The sequence below is a fragment of the Uliginosibacterium sangjuense genome, assembly GCF_059132465.1.
In genome coordinates this window covers 1,031,495-1,048,348 of record NZ_CP101132.1, presented here as the reverse complement: position 1 = coordinate 1,048,348, position 16,854 = coordinate 1,031,495, and the positions used below count along the sequence as shown (strand labels likewise).

Below are 16,854 nucleotides of genomic sequence, written 5' to 3'. Positions count from 1 at the left end.
ACGGCTTCCACTCAGCCCAGCTCACCACGCTCATGACGACACACTCCCCTCTCCCCTTCGAAGACCACATCGGCGCCTGGGTACCGCACGGCAAGTTCAGCCTGCCGCCCACCGCCAGCGGCCCGCTGGCCGGCCTCAGCTTTGCCGTGAAAGACGTGTTCGACGTCGCCGGCCATCCCACCGGGGCCGGCAATCCGCGCTGGCTGGAGACGCATCCTATACCCGATCGGCATAGCCCCCTGGTGGCGCAGTTGCTGGCCGCTGGTGCCGCCCTGCATGGCAAGACGCTGACCGACGAGTTGGCCTACAGCATTCACGGCGACAACCTGCACTACGGCATGCCGGTGAACAGCGCAGCTCCCGAGCGCATCCCCGGCGGCTCTTCCAGCGGCTCGGTGGCGGCGGTGGCAGCGCATCTCGTCGACTTCGCGCTGGGCACCGACACTGGCGGCTCCACCCGCGTGCCGGCCAGCTACTGCGGCGTGTGGGGCTTGCGTACCACGCACGGCCTGCTGTCACGTGACGGTCTTGTGCCCCTGCATCCCGGCTTCGACACGGCCACCTGGTTCGCCCACGCCGCCGAGACCTTCGAGCGCGTCGGGCAGGTACTGCTGCCGGAGAGCGCTTTCAGGCCATGTCGCGTACTGCTGCCACGCGACACCTGGGCACTGGCGGAGCCGGCCTTCCAACCCTTGCTGGCCGCCGCCCGGGATGCCGCTGTGGCGCAGGTCGGGCCAGCCAGCGAGACGGACATTGCCGCCCCCACCTCGCTGGAGGACTGGCGCCAGACCTACGTGACCGTGGGCGCCTTCGAAGGCTGGCAAGCTCACGGCGATTGGATCAGGCGTGAGTCGCCGGTGTTCGCGCCCGCCATCGCGGCACGCTGGCAGCATGCGGCCAGCGTCAGCCAGGCCGATGCCGAGACGGCACAAGCCCGCAAGGCCGCGATCCGCGAACAGGTGCGCGGCCTGCTCGGCGACGATGCCATTGCCATCCTGCCTTCGGCGGCCAGTGTGCCACCCTTGCGCACGGCAGGCGGCGCGGAGATCGACGACATCCGCATGCGCACCCTGCGCATCTGCTGCATTGCCGGCCTGGCTGGCCTGCCACAGGTGAGCCTGCCGCTGCGCACCGCCACCGGGCTGCCCGCCGGCATCTCGCTGCTGGGGCCAGTGGGCAGCGACCTCGCGCTGATCCGCCTGGCACGCCAGATCCACGCCAGGCTCACCGCCTGATGCGCGGCAAGGCTTGTCACACCCCATGCGAGGCAGAGGTGTGGCAAGCTGTGTCGCTCAATCAACCCACAGGATTGTCGACAATCCAGACGAGCCCATGGCCACCAGCAAATCGCGCAACAAGTCCCGCCCTGCCATGAGCACCGAACTGCCAGGGCTGCAGCCCGGCGACGACGTGGAGACGCGCATCTACAACACGGTGTTCGAGAGTGTGATGACGCAGCGCCTCAAGCCCGGCACCAAGCTGCCGGAAGCCTCGCTGTGCGAACTGTTCGAGGTGAGCCGCGCCACCGTGCGCAAGGTGCTGCAGAAGCTGGCGCACGACCACATCGTGGAACTGCGCATCAATCGCGGCGCCGTGGTGGCCGCGCCCACGCCGGAGGAGACGCGCCAGATCTTCGAAGCCCGCCGGCAGATGGAAGCGAGCATCGTGCGCCTGGCCGCCGCCAAGGCCACGCGCGCCGACATCGCCAGCCTGCGCGCCCAGCTCAAGCAGGAACACGAGGCCATGCACAGCTTTGCGCAGCCGCAGTGGGCGCGGCTCGCCAGCGCCTTCCACCTGCGCCTGGCCGAAGTCGCCGGCAATACCATCCTGCAGCGCTACCTGATCGAGCTGGTATCGCGCTGCTCGCTGATCGTGGCGCTGTACGAGCCGCCCGGCAACGCGTCCTGCGAACACGACGAGCACGCCCGCATCGTCGACTACATCGAGAAGGGCGATGCCGAACGCGCTGTGAAGCTGATGGATGAACACCTGCATACATTGGAAGCCAATGTATGCGTGGAGACGGAGGAAGAAGACGGCAGTCTGGCCCGCATGCTGGGCATGCGCTGAAAGATGCGCAGAACGCTTACGAACTGAGTCAGCGATCTTTCACGTGAGGACTCAAGAAATACCTCGGCGGGCCGTACTGTGGACATGACCATTCAACTGGAGTGGTCTTGCTCTTTTCCTGACGTACGAAAGCCCCATGAAACTCTCCTCCCGCCTGGCCCTGATCATCCTCAGTTCTGCCATTGGCCTGCTGTTGATCTGCGGTATCGCCCTGTACGGTATCCGCAGCACCATGACCGCAGAACGAGAAATGCAGACACGTACGCTGCTCAATCTTTCCGTGGGCATCCTCAAGCAGTTCGATGAAGCGGCCAAGGCCGGCAAGATGACGCAGGAGGAGGCGCGGGCACGCGCCAGCGAAGCCCTGCGCGGCCTCAAGAATGGCAATGACTACATCTTTGCGCGCGACGACGACTTCACGCTGGTCGCGCACGCCAATGAATCGCGCATCGGCAAGAAGGATCTCGGCTCCACGATGCCGGACGGACGCAAGACCGTGGAGGTCTATCGGGATGCGCTGGCCAAGGCGGATCCGGCCTTTGTCACCATCTACACCACCCGGCCGGGCAGCGACAGCAAGGAAGAGTTTCCAAAACTCAACGGCGTGACCCGATTCGCCCCCTGGGGCTGGACGGTGGGTACCGGCTTCTTCGTGGATGACATCGACACGGCCTTCCACCGCTACGCCCTGACGCTGGCTGTGGCCGGCTTGCTGATCGTCGGCCTTGGCACGGGGCTCGCCGTCATCATGGCGCGCAACATCTACCGGCAACTCGGCGGCGAACCCGCCATCGCGGTGGAAGCAGCCAACCAGATCGCCACAGGTCATCTCGGCCAACGCCTTCCCACCGCGCCGGCAGGCAGTCTGGTGGACTCGCTGGGGGTGATGCAGCGCAACCTCCAGGGCATGCTCACCAGCATCAAACACAGCGCGACTGCACTGAACGATGCGGCCAACGATATTGCCTCCCGCATGAGCGACATCCACACCGCCTCCAGCCAGTCGTCGGAGGCGACCTCGGCCACCGCCGCCGCCATCGAGGAGATGACGGTCAGCGTGGGCCAGATCGCCGACAACGCGCATGAGACCGAGGGCAACTCCAGCCGCTCAGCCGAACTGGCAGCCAGTGGCGGCCAGCGCGTCGCATCGGCGGCCGAAGCGATCGAGGCCGTGTCTGGCACCATCGCCGACGCTTCCGGCAAGATCGAGGGCCTGGCAGAACGCACGCGCCAGATCGGCGGCATCGCCAGCACCATCAAGGAAATTGCCGAGCAGACCAACTTGCTGGCGCTCAATGCAGCCATCGAGGCCGCACGCGCAGGCGAACAGGGGCGCGGCTTTGCCGTGGTGGCCGACGAGGTGCGCAAGCTGGCGGAACGCACCACCAAGGCCACCACCGAAATCGCACAGACCATTGCCGCCGTGCAGGATGACACCGACTCCGTGGTGGCCAGCATGCACACCGTGCGCCCACTGGTGGAGCGCGGCGTGGCGCTGTCCAACGAGGCAGCCGAAGCCCTGCATGGCATCAATGCCGAGACGCAGCAGACGCTGGCCAAGATCCGCGACGTGGCCCACGCAACGGCGGAGCAGACGGCAGCCAGCAACAGCATCGCCAACAACGTGGAGCGCATTGCGCACATGGTCGAGGAATCCGACTCGGCAGTGCGCGGCGCCAGCGAAACCGCGCGCTCACTGGCCAGTCTTGCCGGCGAGTTGAACGCAGCGGCGGCTCGCTTCAGGGTCTGAACGGGGCACGCTGTCTGCCCAAGCAGTGACCAGCAGGAAGGCGATTGGTTATAGTGTTCGCCTTCCTTGCACGCCTCACCCGAAGATGTCCGCCTACCCGCTCCCCGACTTCACCCGCCGCATCTGCGCGCCGCAAGACCTCGCCGCGCGCATCGCCACCCTGCCCCGCCCGCTGGTGTTCACCAACGGCTGCTTCGACATCCTGCACCGCGGTCATGTGACCTACCTGGGCCAGGCCCGCGCGCTGGGCGCCAGCATGATCGTGGCGCTCAACACCGACGCCTCGGTCAAGCGCCAGGGCAAGGGCGACGACCGCCCGGTCAACACACTGGAAGACCGCGCGCATGTCATGGCGGCGCTGGACTGCGTAGACTTGGTCACCTGGTTCGACGAGGACACGCCGATCGCGCGCATCATCGAATGTCGCCCCGACGTGCTGGTCAAGGGCGGCGACTGGCCGGTGGAGAAGATCGTCGGCTACCCCGAGGTGCTCGGCTGGGGCGGCAGCGTGCACAGCATCCCCTTCGAGGTCGAGCGCTCGACCACCGCCCTGCTCAGCAAGATCCGCCGCCTCTGAATCCCGCCCGACAAGGCGTGATTTCGATCACGCCGCGGCACACAGCCGGCTATGGCCAACGGCACTGAAATGTCACCATCTGTGACTTATTGAGTCGCGCTTGCAAACGACTGTTGCGCTACGGAATTTCACTTCGTGTCCATCCGTCCACACGACACAATGAAACGCATGGACAGACTCAATCAAGGCTTCGAAATCGAATCCACCAGCTATTGCCAGACCGGCTTCTCGCCGCGCTGGTCGTGGTGGATTCGTGGCATCGCCGGCACCGCGCGCTACGGCATCGTCGGCACCGACGAGCTTGGCTCGGGCCTCTACCTCTACGGCTACGACAGCGCGCACCAGCAGACGCGCGAGTTACTGCTGCCCGCCGAGCGCTTCTCGCTGACTGAAGAAGTGCCACGCACCCTGGCCAACGAGATGGTCACGCGCGCACTGGTCGACATCGGCTGGTTGCAAGCAGACAACCCCTTTGACCGCGGCAACCTCAACACGCCCAGCCGCCACAGGCAGTAAGCGCAGCACGCACACACAAAAACGCCAGCCTCCAGGCTGGCGTTTTTGCTGCTCACTCCACGCACCGTTCAGGCCGCGCGCTTGAGCTGCTTCTGGTACAGGAACTCCAGGATCGCCGCGCGATAGGCCGCAAAGTTGCTGTCGTGCGCCAGCGCGAGACGATCGCGCGGCTTGTCCAGCTTCACCTCGAGGATTTCGCCGATGGTCGCCGCCGGGCCGTTGGTCATCATCACCACGCGATCCGATAGCAGCACCGCCTCATCCACGTCGTGCGTCACCATCACCACGGTAGCTCCCGTCTTGCCCATCACGCCGATCAGCTCGTCCTGCAGGCTGGCGCGCGTCAGCGCATCGAGCGCGCCAAAGGGCTCATCCATCAGCAGGATCTTCGGCTCCATCGCGAACGCCCGGGCGATACCCACACGCTGCTTCATGCCGCCCGAGATCTCGTGCGGATACTTGTTGGCCGCATGACCCATATGAACCATCTCGAGCGCGGCCGTGGTGCGCGCCTTAAGCTTGGGCTTGCCTTCCTTAGTGCCGAACACACGCTCGACAGCCAGGTAGACATTCTCGAAGCAGGTCAGCCAAGGCAGCAGGGAGTGGTTCTGGAACACCACCGCGCGCTCCGGGCCGGGACCGCCGATCTCGCGACCATTGCAGATCAACGCCCCGGTGCTGGGCAGGGTGAGCCCCGCGATCAGGTTCAGCAGGGTCGACTTGCCACACCCGGAGTGACCGATCAGGGATACGACCTCGCCTTCCGCAATGCGCAGGTTGATGTCGCGCAGTGCGACGAAGGTGCCCTTCTTGGTCTCGAAGGACATACCGACATCTTCGATCTGTACCAGTGATTTCATGATTCTTTCCTCTCTGTGTCGCGGGGGCGTCAGGAACCGTCGTGGGAGAACCTGCGGGCGATCAGCAGCAGCAACTGCTCCAGCAACAGGCCAACGAAACCGATGACGAAGATGGCGATGACGATGTGCTCGACCTTGAGGTTGTTCCACTCATCCCACACCCAGAAGCCGATACCCACCCCGCCGGTCAGCATCTCGGCCGCCACGATCACCAGCCAGGCCGTACCGATGGACAGGCGGATGCCGGTCAGCATGTAGGGCAGCACGGCCGGGAACAGGATCTTGGTGATGATCTTCATCTCGGAGAGGTTCAACACGCGCGCCACGTTCATGTAGTCCTGCGGCACCCGCGTCACCCCCTGGGCGGTGTTGAGGATCATCGGCCAGATCGAGCAGATGAAGATGGTCCAGGTCGCCGCGGGGTCCGCCTTCTTGAACACCAGCAGGCCGATCGGCAGCCAGGCCAGCGGCGACACCGGACGCAGCAGCGAGATGATCGGCTCGAGCATGTTCGCCATGAAGGTGAAGCGGCCCAGCATGAAGCCCAAGGGAATGCCGATCAGCGCGGCGAAGCCGAAACCGATGCCCACCCGCTGCAGCGACGACAGGACGTTCCAGCCAATGCCCTGGTCATTCGGGCCGTTGCTGTAGAACGGGTCGGAGAACAGCACGACGGCCGCCTCCCAGGTTTTCAGGGGACTCGGAATGCCCTGGGTCTTCATGGCCACGATGGCCCAGATGCCAACCAGCAAGGCAAGGCCGAACAGCGGCGGGATCACCTTGCGCAGGAAGGCGACGAACAGCTCGCGGGCACGCGCGGAATCCACGCCCGGTGCGGGCCTGGCTTCGGCCGGCGGGGCAGCGGCGAGCTCAAGGTGGGTGGTTTTGTTCGGGGCCGGCTCGGCCGCCGGAATAGTCGTGGTGCTCAGGGTCGCAGCAGTCATGTTGGGTACTCCACAAGCTTGTTCTGATCGGAATCACTGCGGTCAGCCAGGCCGCGGGGGCTGGCCTGGCTGACCTCGTCGCAACGCGTCAAGCTGCCTTGATCTTGAAACTCGCGGCGTACTTCTTCGGGTCCTTGCCGTCCCACACCACGCCATCAATCAGTTTCGAGGTACGGAAATCAGACTTGGGAACCGGCGCCTTGACGATGGCTGCCGCCTGCTTGTAAAGGTCGATCTTGTTGATCTGCTTGGCCACGGCCAGGTAGTCGACGTCTTCCTTCAACAGCCCCCAGCGGCGATGCTGGGTGAGGAACCACATGCCGTCCGACAGGTAGGGGAAGTTCACCGTGCCGTCGTTGTAGAACTTCATGTAGTTCTTCTCCGACCAGCTCTTGCCCAGGCCGTCTTCGTACTGTCCGATCATGCGGCTGCGGATGACATCGGTATCGGTATTGACGTAGGCCTTGGCCGACACGGTTTCCGCCGTCTTGCTACGGTTGCTGGCGCTGGCGTCGATCCACATGGAAGCCTCGAGGATCGCGCAGATCATGGCGCGCGCCGTCTTCGGGTACTTCTGCACGAACTCTGCAGTGGTGCCGAGGATCTTCTCCGGGTGATCGGTCCAGATGTCTTGAGTGGTGATACCCGTGAAGCCGATCTTGTCGGCAATCGCGCGCATGCCCCAGGGCTCACCCACACAGTAGCCGTCCATGTTGCCCACACGCATGTTGGCCACCATCTGCGGCGGCGGGACGGTAATGGTCTTCACATCCTTCATCGGATCGATGCCATGCGCAGCCAGCCAGTAGTACAGCCACATGGCGTGCGTGCCGGTCGGGAAGGTGTGTGCGAAGGTGTATTCCTTTTCCTTCCTAGCGATCACCTTGGCAAGCGATGCACCGTCAGTTGCACCCTTGTCCTTGAAGGCGTTGGCAAGGGTGATGGCCTGACCGTTGTGATTCAGGGTCATCAGGTTGGCCATGTCCTTCTTGGGGCCGCCAATGCCCAGGTGCACACCGTAGATGAGACCGTACAGCACGTGGGCGGCATGCAACTCGCCGTTCACCAGCTTGTCGCGCACGGCGGCCCAGGAGGCCTCCTTGGTCGGGGTGATCTTGATGCCGTACTTCTTGTCGAAGCCCATGACGTTAGCCATGACCACGGAGGAGCAATCGGTCAGCGGAATGAAGCCGATCTTCACTTCTTCCAGTTCGGGCTTGTCACTGCCCTGCGCCCACACGCCGCCCATCGGCAGCGTACCCGCTGCAACCGCTCCACTCATGGCCATACCTTTCTTGAGGAAATCTCGCCGGGCGAGATCGTCAACTTTGCTTTCCGTCATGTTCATCTCCGTTGGTGACGCTGGGGGCTTGCTCTCGCAAACGAAAAAAGGCGTCACGGCGAATGAAACAGCGCAGACACCTCTGTCTCCCCTTCGCCGGACGCCTTTGTCCGTGCCGGACCTTCATTGGCCCGACTTCAGACAGCAATTAGCAGGAGCCATGCCAACAACAAAGATTCATTAAAAATCAAATGATTAAATAACAACTACCGGAATCCGGAGCACAGGGCATGAGCCAGCACGGCGCACTTTTGCAGTGCAACAGCCTGCCCGGCGCACCAAAGCGGTCAATCACATCCGGATACGTAAAGAGGTCAGGGAAAGGCGCGAGCATACGCAGCGCCATTGGCGGCGCCCGCAGTGCGAAACGGGAACGAAATCGGGCTGGCGCCGCTCAGCCGAGCAGCAGCTTGGCGCTGGCCAGCACTTCGTCGGCCACTTCGACGAGCTTGCGGCCGCGCTCCATCGCCAGCTTGCGCAGGGCGTGGTAGGCCTCGTCCTCGTCCATGCCACGCGCCTTCATCAGCACACCCTTGGCGCGGTCGATGGTGACCCGCTCGGTGAGTTTGCGCTGTGCTTCGTCGCGCTCGCGGCGCATGGCCATGAACTCCTCGAAGTGCACGGTCGCCACCTTGAGCAGTTTCTCCAGGCGCTCGGGCGCCAATCCGTCCACCACGTAGGACGACACGCCCGCCCGCATGGCACGGCGGATCGCGTCGTCGTCGTCGTCACCGGCGAACATCAGCACCGCGCGCGGCGAGTTCTCGTGCATCACAGCGAGGTTTTCGAGCGTGTCGCGACTGGGGGAGTCGGTATTGATCAGCACCACGTCGGGCTGCATGTCGAGCACGCGGTCATTGAGATTGACGGCGTCCGACAGCACCGCCGCCACCATGTGGCCCGCGCGCGTCAATCCTTCGCAGATGTCCAGCGCGCGTTCCTGAATCTCGTCGATGACCAATACCTTGAGCATGCAGATCTCTCATCCCGCCCATGCAGGGCGCGGTCGGGGGGCGTGTTGCGTTTATGTGTCGGGATTCTAGCAGTGACACCCAGCCCCCCCGACAAGATTCAGATCACCATACCAGGCACCGACGCGGGCACCTCCAGCTCAGCTTCGGTTGCAGCCAGCACGGCGTCGACACTGACGCCCGGTGCCGTCTCTTCGAGGCGTGCGCGTCCGTCGGGGAACGAGATCACCGCCAGCTCAGTCACCAATAGGTCGATACGCCGCGCCGAGGTCAGCGGCAAACTGCATTCGCGCACGATCTTGGGCTTGCCCTTCGCGGTGTGCAGCATGGCCACCACCACGCGCTTGGCTCCGGTGACCAGATCCATCGCGCCGCCCATTCCCGGCACCATCTTGCCGGGGATGGTCCAGTTGGCAAGCCGCCCCGTCTGGTCCACCTGCAATCCGCCAAGCACCGTCATATCCAGGTGGCCCCCGCGGATCAGCGCGAAGGACATCGCGCTGTCGAAGGCGCAAGCGCCGGGCAGCGCAGACACGGGGCGCCCGCCTGCATCGGTCAGCCGGCGCTGGGCCATCCCCGGCTCCGGCACCGGTCCGGTACCGATCAGCCCGTTCTCCGACTGGAAGAACACGTGAATGCCAGAAGGCACGTAGTTGGCCACCTGGGTGGGAATGCCGATCCCCAGATTCACCAGCATGCCATCACGCAGTTCGCGCGCGATGCGCCTGGCAATGATTTCCTGTGCGTCCATGTGGCTCACCCGTGTGCAATGAGATAGTCGACCAGCACGCCGGGCGTCATCACGTGATCCGGCGCGATGACGCCGGTGGGCACGATGTTCTCGGCGTCAACAATCACCGTACTTCCTGCCATCGCCATGACGGGATTGAAGTTGCGCGCGGTCAGCGCATACATGAGGTTGCCCAGGTAGTCGGCCAGAAAGGAACCGATCAGCGAGAAGTCGGCCTTGAGCGGCGTTTCGAGCAGGAACTCGCGCCCCTCCACCTCGATCTTGCGCTTGCCCTCCTCGACGACGGTACCGATGCCCGTAGGCGTCAGCACCCCGCCCAGCCCACAACCGCCCGCGCGGATGCGTTCGATCAAGGTCCCCTGCGGCACCAGTTCGCACTCGATGTCGCCCGCCAGCAGTTGCTGCTGGGTCTCGGGGTTGAGGCCAATATGGCTCACGATCAGCTTGCGGACCAGACGGGCGCTGATCAGCTTGCCAATGCCCACGCCCGGGGCGGCACTATCGTTGGCGATGACAGTCAGTTGCCGCTTGCCCTGGCGCACGATCTCGTCAATCAGGCGCTCAGGTGTGCCAACCCCCATGAAGCCTCCCACCATCAGGCTGGCGCCATCTGGAATCAGGGCGACCGCTTCGTCCACCGGGACAGTCTGCATCACACGCTCCTTGCCAGGTTTTGCCTGCGGGCTCGGCGCAGGCATGCCACCTCAGCATAGCCCGAAGCTGTTGCCCGCAGAAGTCAAAGGCGCCTGTTCAGGAAGGCGTGGCATCCACCGCGGCCGCCCCCTGCGTCGCGCACCAGCGCTGCCACATGCCGCGCAAGGCCCGCCCCATGCCTGCGGCAAAGGCCGGGCCGTCGGTCAGGGGCGAGGCAAGCAAACGCTCGCGCATCCCCGCGCGCAAGGTAGCCAGCTTTTCAAGATCACCAGCAGCCGCGACGGCGCGCCGCACGTAGTCGTCGCGATCCTCGGCCACCCAGTCCAGCAAATCCGCCTGCTTGAGGATCGACTCCGCCATGTGGGACACATAGTTGTAGCCCCGCATGGTCAGGACAGGAACGCCCATCCACAAGGCATCCAGAGTGGTGGTCGCACCGTTGAAGGGGAAAGGGTCGAGCATGATGTCGACCTCGTGGTGAGCCGCGAAGTAGCCCTTGCGATCCGACGGCGCGTCCACCCGCACGCGCAGAGGGTCAATGCCATGCCCGCCAAACACCTGGCGCATGTACTCCTGCCCCTCGGGCTTGCGCCCGGTGTCATTCTTGATGAGTAACTGGCTGCCAGGCAGCGCATGCAGAATCCTGGCCCAGGTTTCGAGCACCTGCGGCGTCAACTTCTCATGCCGGTTGAAGCAGCCGAACGTCACGCCATTCTTGGCCAGAGCCGGCAAGGGCGCCACGTCCGCATCAACCTCAAAGGGCGCAAAGCATAAATGTCCTGTTTCAAGATACCAGGGCGTCTCGCTGTAGAGCCCCTCCTCGCCCGGCGGGACAAGCTCGCGATTGACCAGGATGTAATCCATGGCTCGCACCCCCGTCGTCGCGAAGTAACCCAGGTAGCTCACCTGGACAGGGGCCGCCCGACTGGCAAACACAAGTATGCGATTGCCATAAGTACAGCCTGACAGGTCGAACAGGATGTCGATCCCGTCTTCGCGAATCCGCTTGGCCAGACCTTCGTCCGACAAAGGGCGCACATCCCGCCACACCGAGAACAAAGGCTTCAGTGCATCGGTCTGTTTGTCGAACCCCTCCTGGCTGGAGTAACAATACAGCTTGAACTGTTCACGATCGAGGTAGCGCAACCAGCTCGCCATGAAGTTCCCGACCGGATGGATGCGCAGATCGGCCGACACCATGCCGATCTTCAAGGGACGCGTCGGATCGGCAACATTGGTGAAGCGATCACCGTCCTTATTGCGCAGGGCATCCACATGGGCACCGAATTCCCGGTGCAGATCGGCCACCTCCAGCGCGCTGAGTTCCGTCGCACAGGCGCTGGCGTAGAGCAGTTGCTGCCAGTTGTCCGGCATGATCTCCCGGATGTCCTTGGCCTGCCGCAAGCAGGCCACCGCCTCATCCGGCAACTGCTTGCGCATATAACAGTCACCCAGGTTGCATAAGTAACCGCAGTGCCCGGGAAACGCCTCAAGCAGCTCCTTGTACAGCACGATCGCCTCATCCACGCGCCCAGCCGCGTTAACGAACATGCCCGCCAGATACTCCTTGGCAAAAGGCGCGGTCAGAGAGCCGGACGCAATGATCTCGCGAAAGGCCCGTTCCGCGTCCCGCAACAGCCCCGCTTTCTCAAAGGCTCGCGCCAAGTTCAGTCGTGCCTGTTCGTGATCGGGTTTCGCCCGCAGAATGCGCTCCAGAACAGCTCGGGCCTGAACCCAGTCACCCAGACCGAACATGCATTCCGCATAGTCGAGCAACACGTCGATAGGCACATCGCGCCCCACCGCGGCGATTTCGAAGAGCTTGCGGGCCTCCTTGAGCTTGCCAGCCCGCATCGTCAGCGTAGCAAGCACGCCTGCCGCAGCAGGATTACGCGCATCTCGCCGCAAGATCTCCTCGCACAGGACTGCCGCCTCGCCTACCCGCCCAGCCGCCTGCAACATCAAGGCATGCTGAGCCGCCTGAGGAACCGGATAGGGCAGGCCATTGATGAGGATGGGCTTGGACGACTGGGACTGGCTGTTTTTCTTCATGAGGGTCACTCAACACCAGAAAACAAAAACAAAAAAGCCGAATCGGCAGCATGCTGATTCGGCTTTTTATATCCTGGTCGGGGTGAGAGGATTCGAACCTCCGGCCTCTACGTCCCGAACGTAGCGCTCTACCAGGCTAAGCTACACCCCGCTTGAGCCAGCCTAAAAATTCCGGCTGACTGCAAAGTCGCATAATTGTAGCAGCGACTTTTGGAAAGAGGAAGATTCTAGCACACCCAAAGCTTCGCGTGCGCACACCATCTCGCGCCGCGCATATTCGCGGGTCACATCCAGCGCCCCGGTCGCCCGGATGGCCTCCAGCACTTCTGCAAAGGAGTCACGCCCACCAACTTCAATGGCTTCGCGCACCAATGCAGCCTGGGCAGGAGTCCCGGCGTTCATCACATGTATCAACGGAAGCGTCGGTTTCCCCTCGGCAAGATCATCCCCGAGATGCTTGCCCGTGGCATCGGCATCACCTGAGTAGTCCAGAACGTCGTCTATGAGCTGGAATGCAGTTCCGATATGACGACCGAATACAGCAAGACGCTCTTCACCCGCCTCGTCCAGCCCCCCCAGGATTGCCCCCAGGCGCGCCGCAGCCTCGAACAGCTTGGCCGTCTTGAAATTGATGACCTGCAGGTAGTCGGCAACTGCCGCATCCGCGTTGTGCACATTCAAGAGCTGCAATACCTCGCCTTCCGCAATGATGTTGGTTGCGTCGGCCAGCACACGCATCACGCGCATGCTGCCCACATCCACCATCATCTGAAAGGAACGGGAATACAGGAAGTCCCCGACCAGCACGGCAGCTGCATTGCCGAACATCGCGTTGGCCGTAGAGCGGCCGCGCCGCAGATCAGACTCGTCCACCACATCATCGTGCAGGAGGGTGGCGGTGTGAATGAACTCAACGACTGCCGCCAACTCATGGTGGTGCGCCCCTTTGTACCCCAGCGCACGGGCAACCAGTAGCAACAGGGCAGGCCGCAAACGCTTGCCGCCCGCCCCGATGATGTATTCAGAAACCTGGCTCACCAGCGCGACCTGCGAGTACAGGCGCTTGCGGATCACCGCATTGACCGCTTCCATGTCAGCAGCAATCGGAGCGTAGATATGTTCGAGCGACAAAGCGGCGGCCAGAAACTGGAAACCCGCGATCTTAGGCGGCGCAGCACGACAGCGTCAAGGCGAGCAGCAAAAACCGCTTGACGTCAAAGACTTGCGCAAAGATAATGTTCGGCTCTGCTCGCTCCGAGCAGGTTTTGCAATGGAGTCCAACATGTACGCGGTCATAAAAACCGGTGGCAAGCAGTATCGCGTTGCCGCAGGCGAAAAGATCAAAGTAGAACAGATACCGGCAGACGTTGGCGCTGAAATCACGCTCGACCAGGTTCTCATGGTCGGCGCAGGCGAGGACGTCAAGATTGGCGCCCCGCTGGTTTCCGGCGCCTCGGTGAAGGCCACCGTGCTTTCGCAAGGCCGCCACGACAAGGTCACGATCTTCAAGATGCGCCGTCGCAAGCACTATCAGAAGCATCAAGGCCACCGTCAGAACTACACCGAGCTGCGCATCGACGCAATCTCGGCGTGAGCGTAAGGAGCTAATACGCCATGGCACACAAAAAAGCAGGCGGCAGTTCGCGTAACGGCCGCGAATCGGAATCGAAACGACTCGGCGTCAAGCGCTACGGTGGTCAGGCTGTTCTGGCTGGCAACATCATCGTGCGTCAACGTGGCACCGAATACCACCCGGGTGAAAACGTCGGCATCGGCAAGGATCACACCCTGTTCGCACTGGTCGACGGTCGCGTGCAGTTCGTGGTCAAGGGCCCGCAGCGTCGCCGCACCGTGGTGATCGTGCCGGACGCGCAAGCCTAATACGCTCCTGCGCGCACGCCTAAAGCCCCGTCGCGCCGCGATGGGGCTTTTTCGTTTTTTAGCCCTCCCTTTCCCGGAACGCAGCCATGAAGTTTTTTGACGAAGCACGCATCGAAGTCATTGCCGGCGATGGCGGCAACGGCGCGGCCACGTTCCGGCGTGAGAAGTACATCCCCATGGGCGGACCGGATGGCGGCGACGGCGGCCGTGGCGGCAGCGTGTTTGCCGTGGCTGATCGCAACATCAACACGCTGGTCGACTACCGCTACACCCGGACTTTCAAGGCCCAGAATGGGGAAAAGGGCGGCAGCAGCGACTGCTACGGCAAAGGCGGCGAGGACATCACGCTGCGCTTCCCTGTGGGGACGCTGATCCGCAACCTTGAAACGGGTGAACTGCTCGCCGACCTCAAACAAGACGGTATGCGAATCCTGATTGCCAAGGGCGGACAAGGCGGCCTGGGGAATCTGCATTTCAAGTCCAGCACCAATCGCGCTCCGCGCCAAAAGACCATGGGCACGCCCGGCGAACGCTTCAAGCTGCACCTGGAGCTCAAGGTGTTGGCGGATGTCGGGCTGCTGGGCATGCCCAATGCGGGCAAGTCGACTTTCATCCGGGCAGTTTCCGCCGCCAAACCCAAGGTGGCCGATTACCCCTTCACCACACTCGCCCCCAATCTCGGCGTGGTGCGCACGGACCAGGGGCGCAGCTTCGTCATCGCGGACGTACCCGGCCTGATCGAAGGCGCGGCCGAAGGCGCAGGGCTGGGGCATCGATTCCTGCGCCACCTTCAGCGCACGCACTTGCTCCTACACCTTGTTGACCTTGCCCCCTTCGACCCCGACACCGATCCCGTGCATGAAGCACGGGCCATCGTCGATGAGTTGCGCAAGTACGACGAGCATCTCTACAACAAGCCTCGCTGGCTGGTACTGAACAAGCTGGACCTCATCCCAGAAACCGAACGCGCGGCGCGCGTCGACGCGTTCCTGGCCGCTTTCGGCCGCCCGGAGCAGGTTTTCACGATCTCTGGAATCAAGGGCGAAGGTTGTCAGGAGTTGATATTTGCGATTCAGGATTACCTCGACGCGCAGCCTCGCCCCAATGAAGAAGAAAGCCTTGCAGCCGTTGCCAGCGGGCCTGCCCTCGCCCGCGAGGTCGATACAGCGGCCGACGATGATGAAGATGACGATGACGACGACTTCGAAGGCGAAATCATCTACGCCCGCTGACCTTCGCGACTCCGCACCGGACTCCACTATGCGTGACACCATCTGCCAGGCTCGCCGCTTTGTCGTCAAGGTCGGGAGCGCATTGGTTACCAATAATGGCTCCGGCCTGGACCTCGATGCCATTGCCGACTGGGCCCGACAAATCGCACGCCTGCGGGCAGATGGGCGAGAGGTCGTGATGGTGTCCAGTGGCGCCATCGCTGCGGGCATGCAGCGCCTGGGCTGGACGACTCGTCCCAACGAAACGCATTCCCTCCAGGCCGCCGCAGCAGTGGGTCAGATGGGACTCGCGCAAGCCTACGACAGCGCATTCGCGGAATTCGGGCTCCATACCGCACAGATTCTATTGACCCATGCAGACCTGGCTGACCGCCTGCGTTATCTCAACGCGCGATCCACGCTCGCCACGCTTCTCGACCTGGGTGTCATTCCGGTCATCAACGAGAATGACACCGTTGTGACCGATGAAATCAAGTTCGGTGACAACGACACCCTGGGTGCGCTCGTTGCCAATCTGATCGAAGCCGACGCCCTGATCATCCTCACCGATCAGAAAGGCCTCTACACGGCCGATCCCCGCAAGAATCCGGAGGCACGCCTGATCTCTGAAGGCCGGGCCGAAGACCCAAGCTACGAAGCCATGGCCGGCGGTGCCGGCAGCGGCATCTCACGCGGCGGCATGATCACCAAGATCAGAGCAGCCCAGCGTGCTGCACGCAGCGGAGCCCACACGCTGATTGCCAGTGGTCGGGAGCACGACCCGCTGCTGCGCTTGGCCGCTGGCGAGAATCTGGGCACTTTGCTCTACGCCACCAGCACGCCACTCGCCGCGCGCAAGCAGTGGCTAGCCGACCACCTTCAGCTTGCCGGCAGTTTTTCCCTAGATGCCGGCGCCGTACAGGCGCTACGCGCAGGGGCCAGCCTGCTTCCGATTGGCGTTACGGCGGTGGAAGGGGAATTCGAACGGGGCGCGGTCGTAGCCTGCCTGGACACGAATGGCCAGGAGTTGGCGCGTGGCTTGAGCTGTTACTCCAGCTCCGAAGCACGACGCATTGCTCGCCATCCGAGCAGCGACATCGAGACGCTGCTGGGCTATATCGAGGAACCCGAGTTGATCCATCGGGACAATCTCGTACTTCGCTGACTTTGTCCCTGGCGCTGTTGAAGAAGTAACGCCCTCAACGCCCTCTTCTTCACTCAGGCACAAAAAAAGGGCACCCGAAGGTGCCCTTTCTCAGCTCAACTGTCTTGCGA

17 protein-coding genes and 1 tRNA gene are annotated in these 16,854 nt (G+C 63.1%); 9 read left to right on the top strand and 9 right to left on the bottom strand.

Annotated elements, in window-relative coordinates; genetic code table 11:
• Positions 1-32: 32 nt before the first annotated feature.
• The 5 genes from NMB43_RS04780 to NMB43_RS04760 all read left to right on the top strand — a co-directional run bounded on the left by NMB43_RS04780 (position 33) and on the right by NMB43_RS04760 (position 4,913).
• Positions 33-1,235, top strand: a complete 1,203-nt coding sequence (locus tag NMB43_RS04780; protein WP_494351013.1) for an amidase — start codon at positions 33-35, stop codon at positions 1,233-1,235.
• Between the two features lie 97 nt (positions 1,236-1,332).
• Entirely contained in the window at positions 1,333-2,070 is a 738-nt protein-coding gene (locus NMB43_RS04775) for a GntR family transcriptional regulator (RefSeq protein WP_494351012.1), read from the top strand.
• Between the two features lie 136 nt (positions 2,071-2,206).
• Positions 2,207-3,820 carry a methyl-accepting chemotaxis protein gene (locus tag NMB43_RS04770; protein ID WP_494351011.1) on the top strand — a complete coding sequence of 538 codons (1,614 nt, stop codon included), beginning with the start codon at positions 2,207-2,209 and terminating at the stop codon, positions 3,818-3,820.
• An 85-nt stretch (positions 3,821-3,905) separates the two neighbouring features.
• Positions 3,906-4,397, top strand: a complete 492-nt coding sequence (gene rfaE2, locus NMB43_RS04765) for a D-glycero-beta-D-manno-heptose 1-phosphate adenylyltransferase (RefSeq protein ID WP_494351010.1) — start codon at positions 3,906-3,908, stop codon at positions 4,395-4,397.
• Positions 4,398-4,565: 168 nt separating this feature from the next.
• Positions 4,566-4,913, top strand: a complete 348-nt coding sequence (locus NMB43_RS04760; protein WP_494351009.1) for a hypothetical protein — start codon at positions 4,566-4,568, stop codon at positions 4,911-4,913.
• 68 nt (positions 4,914-4,981) lie between these two features.
• On the opposite strand, the gene NMB43_RS04755 is transcribed toward NMB43_RS04760, so the two are convergent.
• From NMB43_RS04755 to NMB43_RS04715, 9 genes are all read right to left on the bottom strand, one after another.
• Positions 4,982-5,773, bottom strand: a complete 792-nt coding sequence (locus NMB43_RS04755) for an ABC transporter ATP-binding protein (protein ID WP_494351008.1) — start codon at positions 5,771-5,773, stop codon at positions 4,982-4,984.
• Between the two features lie 29 nt (positions 5,774-5,802).
• Complete coding sequence (gene ntrB / locus NMB43_RS04750; RefSeq protein WP_494351007.1) at positions 5,803-6,717, bottom strand: nitrate ABC transporter permease; 915 nt, start codon at positions 6,715-6,717, stop codon at positions 5,803-5,805.
• An 88-nt stretch (positions 6,718-6,805) separates the two neighbouring features.
• The gene (locus NMB43_RS04745; RefSeq protein ID WP_494351006.1) at positions 6,806-8,065 is read right to left on the bottom strand and encodes a CmpA/NrtA family ABC transporter substrate-binding protein; all 1,260 of its coding nucleotides are present in this window, start codon (positions 8,063-8,065) and stop codon (positions 6,806-6,808) included.
• A 388-nt stretch (positions 8,066-8,453) separates the two neighbouring features.
• The gene (locus NMB43_RS04740) at positions 8,454-9,032 is read right to left on the bottom strand and encodes an ANTAR domain-containing response regulator (RefSeq protein ID WP_494351005.1); all 579 of its coding nucleotides are present in this window, start codon (positions 9,030-9,032) and stop codon (positions 8,454-8,456) included.
• 98 nt (positions 9,033-9,130) lie between these two features.
• Complete coding sequence (locus NMB43_RS04735) at positions 9,131-9,781, bottom strand: 3-oxoacid CoA-transferase subunit B (protein ID WP_494351004.1); 651 nt, start codon at positions 9,779-9,781, stop codon at positions 9,131-9,133.
• A gap of 5 nt (positions 9,782-9,786) precedes the next feature.
• Complete coding sequence (locus tag NMB43_RS04730; protein ID WP_494351003.1) at positions 9,787-10,434, bottom strand: CoA transferase subunit A; 648 nt, start codon at positions 10,432-10,434, stop codon at positions 9,787-9,789.
• A 97-nt stretch (positions 10,435-10,531) separates the two neighbouring features.
• Positions 10,532-12,487, bottom strand: coding sequence for an O-linked N-acetylglucosamine transferase, SPINDLY family protein (locus NMB43_RS04725; RefSeq protein ID WP_494352113.1), 1,956 nt, complete (start codon positions 12,485-12,487; stop codon positions 10,532-10,534).
• A 74-nt stretch (positions 12,488-12,561) separates the two neighbouring features.
• Positions 12,562-12,638 (bottom strand) — tRNA-Pro (locus NMB43_RS04720).
• 11 nt (positions 12,639-12,649) lie between these two features.
• Positions 12,650-13,579: a polyprenyl synthetase family protein gene (locus tag NMB43_RS04715; protein WP_494352112.1), complete on the bottom strand. Its 930-nt coding sequence runs from the start codon at positions 13,577-13,579 to the stop codon at positions 12,650-12,652.
• 190 nt (positions 13,580-13,769) lie between these two features.
• Between NMB43_RS04715 and rplU the strand changes: the two genes are divergently transcribed.
• The 4 genes from rplU (at position 13,770) to proB (ending at position 16,744) form a co-directional block, all read left to right on the top strand.
• Positions 13,770-14,081 carry a 50S ribosomal protein L21 gene (gene rplU, locus NMB43_RS04710; protein WP_494351002.1) on the top strand — a complete coding sequence of 104 codons (312 nt, stop codon included), beginning with the start codon at positions 13,770-13,772 and terminating at the stop codon, positions 14,079-14,081.
• Positions 14,082-14,101: 20 nt separating this feature from the next.
• A complete protein-coding gene (rpmA, locus tag NMB43_RS04705) occupies positions 14,102-14,368 on the top strand; it encodes a 50S ribosomal protein L27 (RefSeq protein WP_494351001.1) in 267 nt (88 codons plus the stop codon).
• Positions 14,369-14,454: 86 nt separating this feature from the next.
• Positions 14,455-15,600 carry an Obg family GTPase CgtA gene (gene cgtA / locus NMB43_RS04700; protein WP_494351000.1) on the top strand — a complete coding sequence of 382 codons (1,146 nt, stop codon included), beginning with the start codon at positions 14,455-14,457 and terminating at the stop codon, positions 15,598-15,600.
• Positions 15,601-15,628: 28 nt separating this feature from the next.
• Positions 15,629-16,744 (top strand): glutamate 5-kinase, encoded by a 1,116-nt coding sequence (proB, locus tag NMB43_RS04695; RefSeq protein ID WP_494350999.1) that lies wholly within the window; start codon positions 15,629-15,631, stop codon positions 16,742-16,744.
• Positions 16,745-16,854 lie beyond the last annotated feature (110 nt).